The 15,227-nt window shown below is 54.7% G+C and carries 14 protein-coding genes and 1 riboswitch; of the genes, 6 read left to right on the top strand and 8 right to left on the bottom strand.

Annotated features, from left to right (window positions below; all coding sequences use genetic code 11):
• Positions 1-109 precede the first annotated feature (109 nt).
• The gene (locus Q0I65_RS08320) at positions 110-319 is read right to left on the bottom strand and encodes a hypothetical protein (RefSeq protein WP_296062303.1); all 210 of its coding nucleotides are present in this window, start codon (positions 317-319) and stop codon (positions 110-112) included.
• A gap of 183 nt (positions 320-502) precedes the next feature.
• Between Q0I65_RS08320 and proC the strand changes: the two genes are divergently transcribed.
• Positions 503-1,294 carry a pyrroline-5-carboxylate reductase gene (gene proC / locus Q0I65_RS08315; protein WP_296062301.1) on the top strand — a complete coding sequence of 264 codons (792 nt, stop codon included), beginning with the start codon at positions 503-505 and terminating at the stop codon, positions 1,292-1,294.
• Between the two features lie 124 nt (positions 1,295-1,418).
• On the opposite strand, the gene Q0I65_RS08310 is transcribed toward proC, so the two are convergent.
• Positions 1,419-1,952 (bottom strand): adenine phosphoribosyltransferase, encoded by a 534-nt coding sequence (locus tag Q0I65_RS08310; RefSeq protein ID WP_296062298.1) that lies wholly within the window; start codon positions 1,950-1,952, stop codon positions 1,419-1,421.
• A 633-nt stretch (positions 1,953-2,585) separates the two neighbouring features.
• Here Q0I65_RS08310 and Q0I65_RS08305 point away from each other — a divergent pair.
• Positions 2,586-4,220 carry a hypothetical protein gene (locus Q0I65_RS08305; RefSeq protein WP_296062296.1) on the top strand — a complete coding sequence of 545 codons (1,635 nt, stop codon included), beginning with the start codon at positions 2,586-2,588 and terminating at the stop codon, positions 4,218-4,220.
• On the opposite strand, the gene Q0I65_RS08300 is transcribed toward Q0I65_RS08305, so the two are convergent.
• Both Q0I65_RS08300 and Q0I65_RS08295 read right to left on the bottom strand, forming a co-directional pair.
• Complete coding sequence (locus tag Q0I65_RS08300; RefSeq protein WP_296062294.1) at positions 4,221-5,303, bottom strand: ParB/RepB/Spo0J family partition protein; 1,083 nt, start codon at positions 5,301-5,303, stop codon at positions 4,221-4,223.
• Positions 5,296-6,333 carry a ParA family protein gene (locus Q0I65_RS08295; protein ID WP_296062292.1) on the bottom strand — a complete coding sequence of 346 codons (1,038 nt, stop codon included), beginning with the start codon at positions 6,331-6,333 and terminating at the stop codon, positions 5,296-5,298. Before Q0I65_RS08295 ends, Q0I65_RS08300 begins: the two co-directional genes overlap by 8 nt.
• 548 nt (positions 6,334-6,881) lie before the next feature.
• Here Q0I65_RS08295 and nrdG point away from each other — a divergent pair.
• Positions 6,882-7,439, top strand: a complete 558-nt coding sequence (gene nrdG / locus Q0I65_RS08290) for an anaerobic ribonucleoside-triphosphate reductase activating protein (protein ID WP_296062291.1) — start codon at positions 6,882-6,884, stop codon at positions 7,437-7,439.
• A gap of 107 nt (positions 7,440-7,546) precedes the next feature.
• On the opposite strand, the gene Q0I65_RS08285 is transcribed toward nrdG, so the two are convergent.
• From Q0I65_RS08285 to Q0I65_RS08275, 3 genes are all read right to left on the bottom strand, one after another.
• Complete coding sequence (locus Q0I65_RS08285; protein WP_296062288.1) at positions 7,547-8,485, bottom strand: cation diffusion facilitator family transporter; 939 nt, start codon at positions 8,483-8,485, stop codon at positions 7,547-7,549.
• An 85-nt stretch (positions 8,486-8,570) separates the two neighbouring features.
• A riboswitch (NiCo riboswitch) is annotated at positions 8,571-8,668 on the bottom strand.
• 128 nt (positions 8,669-8,796) lie between these two features.
• A complete protein-coding gene (locus Q0I65_RS08280) occupies positions 8,797-10,161 on the bottom strand; it encodes a C1 family peptidase (protein ID WP_296062285.1) in 1,365 nt (454 codons plus the stop codon).
• A gap of 160 nt (positions 10,162-10,321) precedes the next feature.
• On the bottom strand, positions 10,322-10,555 hold the full coding sequence (locus Q0I65_RS08275; protein WP_296062283.1) for a glutaredoxin domain-containing protein: 234 nt from the start codon (positions 10,553-10,555) through the stop codon (positions 10,322-10,324).
• Positions 10,556-10,779: 224 nt separating this feature from the next.
• On the opposite strand from Q0I65_RS08275, the gene Q0I65_RS08270 reads away from it, so the two are divergent.
• From Q0I65_RS08270 to Q0I65_RS08260, 3 genes are all read left to right on the top strand, one after another.
• Positions 10,780-11,838, top strand: a complete 1,059-nt coding sequence (locus Q0I65_RS08270; protein WP_296062280.1) for a hypothetical protein — start codon at positions 10,780-10,782, stop codon at positions 11,836-11,838.
• Between the two features lie 72 nt (positions 11,839-11,910).
• Positions 11,911-12,819, top strand: coding sequence for a patatin family protein (locus Q0I65_RS08265; protein ID WP_296062278.1), 909 nt, complete (start codon positions 11,911-11,913; stop codon positions 12,817-12,819).
• 24 nt (positions 12,820-12,843) lie between these two features.
• Positions 12,844-13,683: an RNA methyltransferase gene (locus Q0I65_RS08260; protein WP_296062276.1), complete on the top strand. Its 840-nt coding sequence runs from the start codon at positions 12,844-12,846 to the stop codon at positions 13,681-13,683.
• A gap of 122 nt (positions 13,684-13,805) precedes the next feature.
• Here Q0I65_RS08260 and Q0I65_RS08255 read toward each other — a convergent pair.
• Positions 13,806-15,227 (bottom strand): GNAT family N-acetyltransferase (locus Q0I65_RS08255; protein ID WP_296062273.1); only part of this gene is annotated, 1,422 nt, incomplete at its 5' end.

Genomic DNA, 15,227 nt, shown 5'->3' with positions numbered 1-15,227 from the left:
CATCTTGTAATTGTAAAGTCCGTGTAAAGCGCGGTTGGACGCCTTTCGCGTCGGTGAGCGGTGCGCGCAACTGACGCCCGATCGCGTGCGCCGGGCGAGATGGCTCTTTCTACAGGGTGTCTTCTGCCACCTTTTCCCAGTTGTAGCCCTCGCCACACACCAAATCGATGCGCAGGGCGCCTTCTGGGGCAGTTGATTTCGCAGCCTCGTAAGCGACGCGCGCCGCCGCCTCGTCTTCGGCCTCGAGCTCGGTCTCCTCAAAGACGAAGGACACATCCGACCGCTCGGAATCCTTGATGAAACGCACTTTGTACTTCATAGGTGAGCCTTTCTCTTTTTCGAGTAGCCATTATAGAGGAGCCGCAGCCGCGTTCGATACGCTCCTTCATTCCATGCCGCACTATTTTGACGCTTTCGTCTGCTTCGAATATCGCGCGAATCGCTTATCCAACAAGCTGCGCTACAATGGCGAAAACTCATCTCTCCCGTTGAAAGGGGCATCATGGACGCTCAATCGGCTCGCATCGGATTTATCGGTTTCGGGAACATGGCGGGCGCCATGGCCAAGGGCCTTATCGAATTCGCTGGCGTCGATGGGTCTCGCATCTGCGCGTGCGCCGCACATTTCGATTCGCTCGAGAAGCGCTGCGAGCCGCTTGGTGTTCTCGCTTTCAAATCGCCTGCTGAAGTGGTCGAAAACTGCGACCTCGTCGTTATCTCGGTAAAGCCCCACCTTGTCGGCGAGGTCCTCTCCCCTGTTCGCGAGACCCTTCGCGAAAAGGCGGTCGTCTCCGTCGCCGCCGGCCTTCTGTTCGATTTCTACGAGGACCTGCTCGGCGAGGGGTCGCGACATCTCTCCACGATTCCCAACACACCGATCGCCATCGGCAAGGGAGTCGTCTCCTGCGAAGAGCGGCATTCTCTCGCCGCTGATGAATGGGAAACCTTCGTTGGGCTTTTCTCTCCCATCGCGCTTATCGAGGTGCTTCCCGGGCGCCTGCTCTCCGTCGCGAGCGCTCTTGCCGGCTGCGGCCCCGCTTTCGCCGCCATGTTCCTTGAGGCGCTTGCCGACGGCGGCGTGAAAAACGGGCTCCCACGTCAGACTGCTTATCGCCTCGCCGCCCAGATGATGGCCGGCACAGCTGAGCTTCATCTCGCCACGGGCACGCACCCCGGTGCCATGAAGGACGTCGTCTGTAGTCCTGGCGGTACGACGATCAAAGGCGTCGCCGCGCTCGAGGACGCAGGGGTGCGCGGAGCCGTCATGAGAGCGGTCGACGCAACTCTTTCGTAAAGGAATACAGGCTCCTCATCATTTCTATTTCAGGAATAAGGCCTCGCATTGAGGCCTTATTTTTTGAATCCTATTGATACCTGTTCTCTGAGAAGACTCAGCTCGCCGCAGGAATAGCACTTCCCTACTTCACCTGGACAAGTGCGAACACGTCCACGTCGGTCTCTTTCGCAATAGCCTCGCGCGGATGAAGGAATTCCAGCTCCATAAGAAAGCCCATCCCCGCCAGCTTGCAACCGTATTGCGAGACCAGCTTAGCCTGTGCGACCGCCGTGCCGCCGGTAGCCACCAAATCGTCAATGATCAACACCACGTCGTCCCCGTCGAGAGCATCCACATGCATCTGAAGCTCATCAGTGCCGTACTCCAACTCATAGCTTTCCGTTCGGACCTCACGAGGCAGCTTGCCTGGCTTGCGAGCAGGCACGAATCCTGCTCCAAGACGGTATGCAACCGGCGCCCCGATGAGGAATCCTCGTGCTTCAGCACCGACTACTTTCGTAACTCCCGCGTCCTTGAAATGGTCGGCGATCGCATCTATTGCGGCATGGAACCCTTCGGGCTCTTTCAACAGCGTTGTGATGTCCTTGAACACCACTCCCTTTTCCGGATAATCGGGGATGTCGGTTATATGGCCCTCAAAATCGTAGGCAGCCATTGGTTTCCTTTCCTGGCAGCTTGCTCGAACTCGATCTATTGTACCTCGAATGCCCCCCTGCGGTCCTTTGCCTTACCGTCCGCTGCCATGATTTGACATGTGAAGGAATTGTGGAGAATCTCTTATACCCCTGAATCTCTAGACTTAGTTCGATTCTCTCAACCTGATCTCTGCTCATTTTTGTTGAGCAACAACGTCTTAGCGTTCTTTTACCCCAGTTCTCCCTCATCAAATTCTTTTTCTTTTATCGCTTCCTGCTAGTCAGGCCCATTATTTCTTTCCATTGCTTTACGCGTTTATTCTTGTTATGTTTGCTGATAGCAACTCCGCATCAGGCGTTTTCCCGTCTTCGCTAACAAATAACGGTGGACTTTTCTATGTTTCTTGTTATAATCTCTCGCTGTAAGTTGGATGCGAAAGCATTCGGTCGATAAGAAAAAGAAATCCCCCTCAGCGCCAACTGAGGGGGATTTGATAAGTGACCGAAATCACTCACGTCGCAATGAGTATTTTATCACTTAGACGATATACGTGCAATACGCGCGTGTTCTTCGTCACTTTTCCATATCGACATAAGGAATTGTTCGCTCGTCTAACGGTTGGGCATTGCTTCGACCGTTGGTTAGGTGCATTGTGTCGGTAGGGTTTTCACATAGCGACTCTTCGCATTGCGATCTCGATGAGAGGGACACGTTTTTCCGTGCCCTCTTCCACGACGACCGCAACAGCTCTTATGCCCTTGCTACCTGCATTGACGGCACTTGGCGTGAGTCAATGCACAAGCACTCGCACCTTTCTTTCATCGGCGCGCCGAGCAATGGGTCGCTCTATGTTTCCGTGAACGGTTTTTCCGGAGATAAACGTCGTCTCGATTCACTCAGGCAAATCAACACTCTTTTCTTTGACCTTGACTGCCATGGGTCGTCTGGCTCGCAGACTGATAGTGCGATACGCCGCAGCCTCGCAATTATTGACAACGCCGTTCGGGCTGGAAAGCTTCCTTGCCCGACGCTTATCGTTGATTCTGGCCGCGGTCTGCATCTTTACTATGTCTTAAAGCGCTCTATCCCTTATCGATGCTCCGCAAACGGCCCTGTCAACGAGAAGGCTCTTCGACTTTTCCGACGCGTTCAGCAAAATCTGTCAAGAACCCTCTCTCATCTTATGGATCCGATCGACTCCATTGACGTGGATGAAAAAGTCTTCGATTTCACTCGTGTCTCGCGCGTACCGGGAAGCTTCAACCCTGCTGCCCAGCGTTATGCTCGCCTTTTGTCGTCAAGCGACTCTTACTATGATCTAAGCGAGCTTAACGCTAAACTTGGCGTATTTGCAAAGCATGTCGTCTCCTCCGAGACAAGACATTCGACAAACGCAATATTCTCGAAGAAGCACGGCGACGACAGTCCGCTTTTGCGGTCTCGTTTGGCTAATGTGATTTCCCTGCAAGCTCTTCGAAACTTCGATTGCGAAGGATCACGTGAGCTTATGTGCTTCGTGCTCTATAACACTGCCGTTCAACTTGTCGGGCCGAGCGATGCTTCTCGCCAGCTTTGCTCGTTCAACTCACGTTTCACGCAGCCTCTTTCGCAAGCTGAGCTCGATAGTGTTGTTCGCTCGGTCGATCGAGTTGTGAATGTACGGGGTCAACGTGGGTATTACGTATTGAGCGCAAAAAGAATAGTGGAGATGCTCGCTCTAACCGAGCAAGAGAAGATAAGGATTCAATTCCACACGTCAACTCGTTCAATCATTCGGGAAAAGGCGAAAGAGGCCACTGCGTCGCGCCGGGCCTTAAGAGATAAAAGGATTACCAAGCTTTATCGAAGCGGCGATTTCACTCAAAACGAAATCGCTCAAAGGGTTGGTTGTTCATTGAGAACTGTTGCGAGCGTTCTTTCGCGAGCAAGACGACAGCACTTCAGTTCACTTCCGAAGCTGCAAATAGCAGTTCCTTTTGTTGTGCAACAACATAGAAGAATTGTGTTATGCAGCATCGTTCAATCGCATCTACAAAATGAGAAGCTGTTGCAGATGCGATTGACAACCAATCGCGCATTCGCATTCAATAGGCCAAACAGCATCACTACCTGGCCTAACCATGACTTACAGAACACACGCAACCGAGAGAAAGAAGTCTCTTTTAACAAACAACATGAAAACAAGTCTAACAAGATTCTCAGCAAATATGCAATTTTTTGTCATACGTGTTTATCTGTAGTCCGCCTTGCGCCCTTTTATTCTCTCAACTCGAGTTGGGTCGTATGATTACCTCGATTTATCGAGTGCTTCTTGTTGCTGTTCTATTTCTCTTAGTAGCATCTTAATCTCACCGATTAGCTTATAGTCTGCCTCTCCTGAGACTTTGTCAGCCTTTCGTAGAGCGTTTTTAGCTGTCTTGAGATATCCGTTGATGTCCTTCGGCTTTCTTGGATGCTGGTTTGAGGAAGTTACTTGCCTTTGATTTAATGCTGTTTCATTGCTTTTGTCTGGGTTTACCGGAAGATCATTTTCTTTGATCTCCTGCACAAGTGCCGTTATCTCATCACTGTCGTAGCTGTTTGATTTAACTGACTCGATTACGAAATTTTGCTTGTCTCCTGGTAGTTTGGAGATTGCTTCTGCTTGAGTCTGGGTAATTTTCCCTTCGTCGAGTAGGTCGTTACCCTCTTTTGCCAGATTGCGTGCAATGTTTAGCAGTACTTGCGCTGTTCTTTCAGATACTCCGAAATGCTCTGCGAGAACCGTTTTGGTATTTCGACCCTTTAGGCTTGGATCGTCCTTTCTCCATTCGACGAGTTTGTCGGCAAGCACCTTGAAACCCTGGGCTCTCTCGGATGGCGTGATGTTCCTTTGCCCCATGTTGCTTGAGTGCATGATGAATTCTGCTTGCTCGTCGCTGAGGGATCCGAGCTTATGGCAACGGCCTGGAACCATTCGCCATGCGTCACCATACTTCTCTGCGAGAAGCTTGCAGGCGCGCCAGCGTCTTTCGCCATCGACGATTTGAACGCCGTTTTCGGTTTCGCGCAGGATGAGGGGCTCAACTTCCTTGCTGTTGTAGATTAGTCCTGCGAGGTTTTTTACATCCTCTTCCGTTATCTTGTAGGCGTTGTTTGGATTTGGTTTGATGTCTTCGATGTCGAACCAGTCAAACCCCATCTCGCTTAATAGCGTATTGCGTCGATTATCGTTGGCCATTTTGTCAGTAATCGATGCATTTTGATTGTCTCTTGCATTAAATGCGGCAACTCGTAGCTCTTCTTCTGAGAGCTTTTCGTGCTTTGTGACAACATTTGCCACTGCTCCCCCATTTCGAGCTATGGCCGCTTGCAGCTTTTTCTTAGGCATTCATTTCCTCGATTTCTTGAGCGAGCAAACGATACTGCATTCCAGGTTTGCTGTCGGGCGCGTATGTGATGAGTGGCTCCATTGCAAGACTTGCCTCCGGAACAACCGTACTTTTTTCAATCTTGGTGTTGAAGTACTCAGCGTTCGGTATTGCTTCCTTAAGCAATTCGCATCCGACTTTGTAGGCAGAGGTCTTTCGTTCAATCATCGTTTGCAGAATCTTCCAATGCTGTGGGAGACGGCGTCGTTCTTTTGCGGTCCTGTTGATGGTATCAATCGTCTGAGAGAGACCTGCGATTGCAAAACCGTCAACTTTGATGGGGATAATAATGTGTGAAGCATTGTTTCCGGCTTCAAGCGCCACGATGGCGTTCGTGGTTGTCATATCCAAGCGAGGACCGCAATCGATGATAATGTAATCGAAACGATCCTCTCCTTCCTTCGCCATTTCTTCTACGAGGTCCTCGATTGCATAGCACAATCTTGTGTCTACTCCTCCTGCGATCTCTGCTTTCAGACGCGTATCCGCGTCCGCAAAGCGGAAATTTGACGGAACACAGAAGACGTTATTGTAGTCTGTCGGCTTCATTACATCCCGAAGGCTTTTTCTCTGACCGTTCGGTGTTGTCTGATAAAGAACGTCTGCAATGCATGCTTCTTCTGAGCGGGGGTCGTAAACCCTGAGGCTCTGGCTTACGTTGCCCTGGCCGTCCATATCGATTACAAGAACTTTATATCCCATTTCTGAAAGGCATACTGCAAGGCAAGTGCAAGTCGTGGTTTTTGCTACACCGCCTTTGTAGCTCATTATCGAAATGATTGTCGGCTTTTCTGCGGATTGCGTAAGCTGTCCGTTGAGGAGCAAATCGGCAAGTTGGGATTTGTTGAGACCTCGTCGCTCTGCTTCTCTTTCGAGTTCTTCTACGGTCTCCCTGCCCAGAGAAAGCGATTGCTGCTGCTTTTCTCCGCCTTTCGACTTACCTTTGGTGGCCATCTTGACCTCTTTCGTATCCGACTGATCTTTCGACATGCCTCATCCTATCACTGCTGTGTTTATGTTTCGTTTGATTTTGGCTCTGTGCAGTCGCTGCACACTTTGTCGTTTCGCTTATTCTATATGCTATTTTTTTATACTACAAGCGTTATCGCCTATTATTTTCGTTCACTGCAATAATTTTTATTCTACTCGACTCAGTGTCTGCTACTCATCGTATTTTTTCAGAAATCTTTCGTGTTATTGGTTACTGTGCAGTAACTGCACAGTAACCAAAATTCAATTTTGAACGTTGATTGATAACGAGTAGCTCTCTACTGTGCAGTCGCTGCACAGTAGAGAATCGTACAATGCCAAGCATAAGATAAGTGGGATCTGCTTAGTGCTGTGCAGCGACTGCACAGCAACAGATTGATAGCTCGTGACCATATTCGAGATGACAGGAATCAATGGAAGGTGGAGTTTTGGCATAATAGGTAGAGAAGAACGAATTGAGTGCTCGGCTAGAAATGAACTTAGAATCGAGACAACAAGAGAGGCGAAGAAATGAGATAATCCAGAGAGATCGATGGAGAGGTGAAGAGATGAATTATTCCACTATCAAATATTTCGATATTGCAAATGGAGAGGGTGTTCGTACGACGTTGTTCGTATCCGGCTGTCGCCGAGGCTGTCCTGGTTGCTTTAACTCAGAAGCGTGGGATTTCTCGGCGGGTAAGACATTCACTCGTGAGACTGAGATTGAAATACTTGATAGTTTAAGCGCATCATATATTGATGGTTTAACTCTCCTGGGTGGTGAACCGATGGAGCCCGAAAATCAAGCGGGACTGTTGCCGTTTCTTCGAAAGGTGAAAGAAAGCTACCCCGATAAATCCATCTGGTGCTTCACGGGGGAGCTATACGAGGATCTTCTCGACCCTCAGTCCCGATGCAGCTGCAAGGAAACCCAGGAGATTTTGTCTCTCGTTGATATTTTGGTGGATGGCCCATTTGAGCAAGATAAGCATGACATTACGCTCAGGTTTAAAGGATCGTCCAATCAGAGAATTATCGATCTTGAAAAAACAAGAGCGGAGGGGGAGCTTCGACTTTGGGAAGACGATCCAACTTATGCGACGCATAGTATGAATCGTGATTAATCGAATCGTAAGATATAAGGTTCAAGATAGATAAGGCCGCCACGAGGGATGTGGCGGCCTTATCTAAAGGCTCAATTGCTAGATTCTATCGAGGCTCAAATTGGGCTCTATGCGGGGTTCTCGTGAATCATAATATGCTTCACATTGTCAAAATGAGACTCAACGGCATCGTGAGCGGCCTCAGCGATTTCATGAGCTTGAGTAAGCGTTTGCGAACCATCAACGGCGATTTCTGCGTCAACATATACCTTGTTTCCAAACTTTCGCGTGCGAAGATCGTCGATTCGGATGACACCCGGCGTGTTGCTGATAACATCTACGAGCTCATGTTCGAATGTTGAATCACAAGCAGTATCAGTTAGGCTGCTAAGCGATTCCTTCAAGACATCGAATGCGACCTTCAATATGATGACGCAGATGACCAAGCTGGCAATTGCATCGCCTGCGTGAAATCCAAGCATCGAGGCGCCGATGCCGGCAAGTGCGCCAACAGAGGAGAGCGCGTCAGATCGATGGTGCCATGCGTCGGCCATGAATGCGCTCGAGTTTATAGCGCGAGCCCAATGGCGGGTATACCAGAACATCCCTTCTTTTGCGACGATAGATACGATTGCTGCGATGAGAGCAATGAGGCTCGGTGTTGCAGCGTCAAGATAAGAACGGGTCGCAATGCTTTCCAAGCTAGAGTATCCGATTGCTAAGCCTGTGAACAAAAGGATAAGCCCCAAGGCAAGGGATGCAATGCTCTCGAACCGTTCGTGTCCATAGGGGTGATCGCTGTCGGCGTCGCGCTCGGCGAGCCTCACTCCCGCAAAGGCGATAGCGGTCGCGACCACGTCCGAAAGCGAGTGTACCGCATCGGATATCATCGCGGTGGAATTGCCGAAAATGCCCGCGAACAGCTTAAAGGCTGCAAGGAAGATGTTTCCGCCCACTCCGACAGTGGCGACTTGCCGGGTAACTTTTTGCCTATCCGGAATGCGGCTGTCCTTGCGAGACTCCGGGTCTTCATCATTGATAGGGTTGCATTCGATGTTTTCTGCCATGATTCGAACTCCTTGGGTAGGGAACAGTGTCTCTTAGCTACCCGCACTTGCGTTCGAAAAATACAAAACGCGCCTGCGGAACGGCAACTGTCCCGCAGGCGCGCTCAGAGGTGCATCTGCTGCCGGCGTCCCCGCCGGCCCGGCTCCATAGCTCAACGCCACGGCCTGATCAGTTTGCGCTGTAAAAGCTTGTCGCAACGGTTGCGCGGCAATGCAGTGCAAAGAGTGGACATATTGTAATAGTGCCAGATTCGGTTTGTCACCACTAACATCACAATTATGTCGAAATCGTGAATCAAGCTGGTGGAATATTACGCAAGAGCGCCCATGGGGTCCCATGGTGCGAGAGGGGCGGGGTCGCTATCGTAGGCTGCAAGCTCGTCATCGGTAAGGTATTTCCTGTCAACGACGACCTGATAGACGTACTCCGAGAACCAATCGTCGGTCATAAGGTCGTAGCCATCGTGGCCGTGGTCCTTGCCCCAGCTGTTCTCAACGCGCCATAAAGTCGGATTGCCGTCGTCGTCGAAGTTCACTCCCTGAAACACCATCGCATGTGTCATGAGCGATTCACCATAATCGAGTCGCGCCGCTTTGTCCAAGCCCGCCATCACCGGCACGCCGAACAGCCCGTCGGCATCCATGGTGCCGATACCCATCATTCCGTCATCCTGCAAGTAGTTTTGGTCGACATCGCAGCCGAACCATACGGGAAGACCGTCCTTGAGCTGGGCGATAGCCGCTCTTTTCAGGGACTCGATGGGAAGGTTCACGTAGCGGACGCCGCCATCCTCGGCTACGTTACCAAGGAACCTTACCGTATAGGAGCGATCGTAGGGTTTGTCGGCGGTCGGAGCGTTGATAACCGAGATGTAGTCGTCAAGGTTCATGTCTACGTATTCGTCGAAGAACTGCTTTGGGCTGAAGGTCCCCGAAACGACCAGCTTGTCGTCCTTGTCGCGGATACGGGCTTCAAATGACTTCGGCGGCTCGCCAAGGCAAATCGCAAGCACGCGGTAGAACTGCCCAAGAAGCTCAGCCTGCTTTGCCGCAAGGGTCTCCTTGTCGGCGCCTTCTGCAATCATGTTGCGGAGCGTTTTAGCGCCGGTACGAAGGAATCGGGTAAGGAAGGCATCCATATCTCCCGTGTTCGACGAGCAGTGCGTTTCGGGCATGGCGTCCTTCGGCACGACACCGTACTTCTTCACGATGGATCGGAACATGTCCCACTGCCCGCCGTCGCAGAGTGGGTCAAGGAGAAGAAACGAAACATCTCGCGAGGTCACAGGCTCATCTGCGGTGGCAATGATGTTCTGGAAGAACCAGTTGGCGCGCTCGTACTTGTCCCAGAAGAGGGGATAGGCTTGCGATAACTCGAACGTCTTCAGGTTCAGCTTCTTCATGATGCGAAAGCGCATGGTGTTCAGGCTTGCGAACATCCAACAACGGCCCGAACGCTTCTGGTTGGTGATGTCGCCTTGGGAGAGTTGAACATCGAAGGTGCTCGCATCGAGGCTGAGCGCCTCGGGAACGCGAGCGACTTTGCGGATCGGGCTTGCGGAAACGGCATTCTTTGCGATTCGCGCGGCTGGGTCCGAGGCAAAGGCCGCATGTGCATTACGGGTGACCTCGTCGGGGATGGCGGTGTAGGCGATAGGGCCTTCGGTTTGATTCATAGATACCTCCAAACGGGAGTGCTGCAACTTATGTTCGGAGGTTAGCACAATGGCGGGAAAACGGGCAGCACGATGGCGGCTGGTGGAACAAAACCGAGCGGCCGCCCGAGGTGAGAAGCGAACTCTCGGACGGCCGCTCGGCACAAGGTAATGAGGCCCTTTATTTCATGGCCTCGAGTTTCGCCAGCACTGCTTCCTGTCCTTCGATAAGCTCGCCGCCCACGTAGAGATACGGAATCTTGTTCGCGTCACCGCCGAGCGCAAGCAGCTCTTGGTAGGGGGCTTCTTGCTCGACGTCGCGCTTGTCGAGGTCGATGCCCAGCTCGTCGGCGAGGTTCACCGCCACCGAGCAGGTTGAACAGGGCGCCCAGTAATAAAGAATAGGCTTTTCCATCAAGAGTCCTTTCGGTCGGAAGCATTACGGCAAGTATACGCTTAGGTAACTTTCTTCGCGGCTTCGATTGCAGCAGAGCCTTGCAGCGGGGTGAAAGTGGCATATCTGTGAGGGTTGGGTATCAATCTGGCGAAGAGTTCCCCTGGTTCAAATTCCCACCACATGAGGAGGATATGTTCTACCTTCGGAAAGCAAGCGAGAAGATGATAAGCACGAGGTTGAACATGACTGAACGGGCAAGGGGCACATCATTCACGGCGAAGAGCCTGTTCGAGGGGCTCTCTGGCGCGCAGCTTACGGCGGGCGCGCTTGCCGCGGTGACGTCGATGCTGCTGTCGGCGCAGATTGGCATCGCGGGGTCGGTGATCGGCGTTGCGGTTGGCTCGGTCGTCTCGACGGTCGCGTCGCAGGTATACAAGCGCTTCCTGGAGCAGTCGGCGACCAAGCTGCGCGGCATGCGCGACTCGGATGAAGAATCGAGTACTGACGGCGTTGGCGTCGCTGAAGGGTTGGAAGGTTTCGAGGCGGTCCCATTAGGGGCTAAGGAAGATGGTGCAGCCTCGGCGGAAGAAGATGCTCAAGCCGACGGCCTGAAAGCGGGGCAAATCGAACAAGCTGAGTTTGCGGGCGGTTCGACGAGGGCCGCCGATCAGCTCGCCTCGAGGCATGTGGTTGCTGGGGGAGTGCCCGGCCGCGCCACAGCGACGCCTCACCTGGGTGATAAGTCGCTCGCCGGGGACATCACTGCGCAGCATGTTCGCGAGAAGCGCGAGCATGATAAGCGCATGCAGCGAGGCGTGATCGCCGTGTCGATAGTGTCCGCCCTCGTCGCGGTGGCGGTGAGTGCGGGATTTGTCATGCTGACCACGCAGGGCCAGGGTCTTGGCGCGAAGCCAGCGGCAATCGAGCAGGTTGTCCGGGGGAACCAGGATTCGGACGCGCAGCAAGATGCACAGGCGGACAAACAGCATGCAATTGAGTCCGAAACGAGTAGCGACTCCCAGAACGCGTCCGCGTCGAGCGCAGCTTCGAATACGACGAAAAACGACTCCTCGGATGCTAGCAGCTCGACCTCGCAAAATCAGTCAGGGTCCTCTCAATCGGAAGCACAAGAAAGCGGCCAGGGGCAAAGCGGCACCTCGACCTCTTCAAGCCCGAATGCGGGCACATCCTCATCGGGGGAGCAGGGGAGCACGAGCGGTGGGAATACCTCATCTAGCCAGGACTCCGCATCGGGATCGTCGTCTGCTTCCGGCGGCACCGCATCTGGAAGCAGCAAATAGGGGTTTCGCAAGCGCGGCCAATCGCATAGATGCAGTCAGCAGTCAGGGCTTCGTCGGGGTATAATTCCTGCCATGTCTCAATACGAACCCAACATAGACGACGTCGCGCTCATCTTCGAGGGCGGTGGCATGCGTGCAAGCTATACGGCGGGCGTGGTGACGACTCTGCTCGAGCGCGAGCTGAATTTCCCGAAGGTATACGGCATTTCCGCCGGGGCAAGCCATACGGTCAACTACGTGTCGCGCGATATCGAGCGCTCGCGCGCCTCGTTCACCGATTTGGTGCGCGACTCTGAGTTCGGAGGTGTCGGTAGCTTCCTATCTGGCAGAGGGTTTTTCAACGCGCATCACCTCTACGAGGGAATCGCGGAGGACTTGGCGGGCACCGACAAGGTGATGGCCTTCGACTTCGACACGTTCCTTGCGAACAAGGCCGAGGTGCACATCGAGGGATTCGATTGGGAAACCGGCGAGACCGTGGCGTGGACGAAGGCGGATATGCCGACGATGCGCGACATGATGCTGCGCGTGCGCGCCAGTTCGACCATGCCCCTGTTCATGCCGCCGACGACGATCGACGGCCGCACCTATATGGACGGCGGAATGGGGACGAGCTGGGGAATTTGCCTCGACGCGGCGCGGCGCGACGGTTTCGAGCGCTTCTTCATCGTGCGAACGCAGCCGCGGGGATATCGCAAAAAGCCCCTTGGCGCTTTGCCACGCGCCGTGTTCCGCGCCGCTTTTCGGAACCATCCCTTGGTTGCCGAGCGCACCATCGAGAGGCCATCGCGCTATAACGCTCTGTGCGACGAGGTTGAGCGGCTCGAGCAGGAGGGCTCGGCCTGCGTTTTCTATCCCGACGAGATGCCCGTCGACAACAAAGAGACGAATTGGGAGAAGCTTTGCGCGTCCTACGATGCGGGCTACGCGCAGGCGCAACGCGAGGCAGCCTCGTGGGAGGCGTGGATTGGCGGCCGGTAGGCGATGTCGCAAGAGGGGAGAGCAATGCCGATAATCACATTGAAGCAGACGGGCAACGCGGATGCTGAGAGGGGCGGGGACCTCTCCCTGTTCACTCGCACGGCCGACGCGGAACTGCGCGAGAGAGGGCTGTTCATCGGCGAGTCGCTCAAGGTGATCGAGCGCGCGATGGCTGCTGGCGCCGTCCCGCGCGCGATGCTGCTTCCTGAAAAGCTGCTCGAGGGCACGATGCCCGTCATCGAGCATGCGCTTGCGACAGATTCCTCGACGCCGATTTACGTCGCGCCGAAGGCGCTCTTCAAGGAAATCACCGGGTACGAGGTGGTCAGAAGCGCACTTGCCGTGTTCGAGCGCCCGTCTTTGCCAAGCGCGACAGAGCTGCTGGACAGTCTGGGTGCACGTCGTGTGGCGGTGCTCGAGGACATTGGGAACTCGACCAACATAGGGGCGATCTTCCGCTCGGCAGCCGCGCTTGGAATCGACGCGGTCCTCGTGACCCCGTCGTGCCACGACCCGCTCTTCCGCCGTGCCGCGCGCGTGTCGATGGGGACAGTGTTCCAAGTTTCCTGGACGAGGATCGGAAGCGTTCAGTCTTGGGCGGGGGAGGGGATTCCTCTCCTTCACGACTTGGGGTTCAAGGTCGCGGCGATGGCCCTGTCCGACGAATCCATCTCGCTTGACGATAAGGCGCTTCGCTCCTGCGAGAAGCTCGCGATCGTCCTCGGAACTGAAGGCGAGGGCTTGTCTCAAGCCACGATCAGCGCAAGTGACTACACAGTGAAGATCCCCATGGCGCACGACGTCGACTCACTGAACGTGGCCGCAGCCAGCGCCGTTGCCTTCTGGGAACTGCGGGTGCGGTAGGCTTGCCCCGGGCGCGGGACAAAGGTTGGGCGAGTGTCTCTTTCCCGCTTCTTGGGAGGAGCTGGCATTAAGAGCTGCGGGATCGACGGTTACAAGGGGCTGCCCCTGCGTGCTTTGCAAACTTATAGTTCTTTTTGCTGGTAGAGGCCGTGTTGCTCGAAGCCGAGGGACTCATAGTATTCGCGCGTCCCCACCGCGCTGATGACGTTTATGCGCTCGTAGCCTGCCTCTCGCGCGATATCGCATGCCCGAGCGACGAGCTTGCGGCCCAGCCCCGTGTGCTGGGCTCCCGTGCTTGCATGCCCGAGCGCGGCGACGGCGCCGTACACGTGTACCTCGCGGATCATGGCCTCGCCTGCAGCTAGAGGGAAGGCGTTATGGGCGGAGCGTTCTGCTTGTGCGCTTGCGCTTGCGGGCGCAATATTTCGTGAGGCTTTGCGAGAGGTGGCCTTGCCTTCGAACGGCATTGCCTCGCACCTCGTTGAGCCGATCGCCCCGCGCTCGTTTTCCGCTTCCGCGCGTGCAGCTGCGATCGCATCGGCTTTCGGCAGCGACAAGCGCAAGAAGCCTGCAATTTTCCCTTCGGGCGTTACCCATTGCAGGAAACGCTCGCTCGATACGGTGGTCTCATAGGGGAACTCGACGAGCTCGAGCTTGCTCAGGTTTGCCGCGTGCGTGCCAATTTCGCGCGTCCTGATTTCGGCCACTGGGGCCTCGCGGCGCGCCAGCTCGCCATCGACCATCTGGCGCAGGTTCACCTTCTTGTTGCCCGCCATGATATCGTGCGAGGAGATGTCGCGGATCATGCGCGACACGCGCACGTAAGGAGGCGTGACCTGCATGTTTGCAACCAGAACACCAATAAGCTCCTCCTCGGCGTAGGGCCTCCACGTGCCGTTTCGCCAGTGTTCCACAAGACCCGTGCCGTCGACGAGCGCGCAAGGGTACATTTTCACCTCGTCGGGAAGGAAGTGCCTGTCGGTCACGAGCGCACGGTACCCCGCGACGTCGCTCTCAGGCGTGGCCCTGTAAAGGTTGGCCATGAAGTGCGCATGGATTTTGAAGCCGAACAGCCTTGCGAGCTCGAAGGCGCGCCCGATGCGACCGAGGGAGATGCGGCGCAGGTTCGCATCGAGTATGTGCTGGTCAAGGCTTTGGATGCCGATTTGAACCTTCGTTGCGCCGAGTGCCCGCATCTCGGTGAGCGCTCCGGGGGTGATGCAATCGGGGCGCGTCTCGATGACAAGTCCCACCGAACGATGCGCGGCCTGCACGTTGCGCGCATGCTCGAGGGTGACGTCTGCGAGCGCGGCCGTCTGGCTGTTGCTCGCCTGCCGCCACCCCGCATCGTCCCCGTAGAGTTCGCGGACTGCTTGGTTGTAGGTGAGTTCGCCGCAAGTGACTCGCGCCTGCTCGTCGCGAGTAAATGCGGCAAGGTCGTCTCTCTCGCTTTTGATGCCGCATTGCTCGTAGAAGGCGCGCCGCTCGGCGATGCTCGCCCGTTGCGCGTTTGCGTCCGATGCCTCGTTCAGCGCGCGGAAAAG

Origin of the sequence: uncultured Ellagibacter sp. (assembly GCF_934643285.1) — a bacterium.
GTDB lineage: Bacteria > Actinomycetota > Coriobacteriia > Coriobacteriales > Eggerthellaceae > Ellagibacter.
Note: the sequence above shows the minus strand (reverse complement) of the source record. Positions and strands in the feature narration are given on the sequence as shown.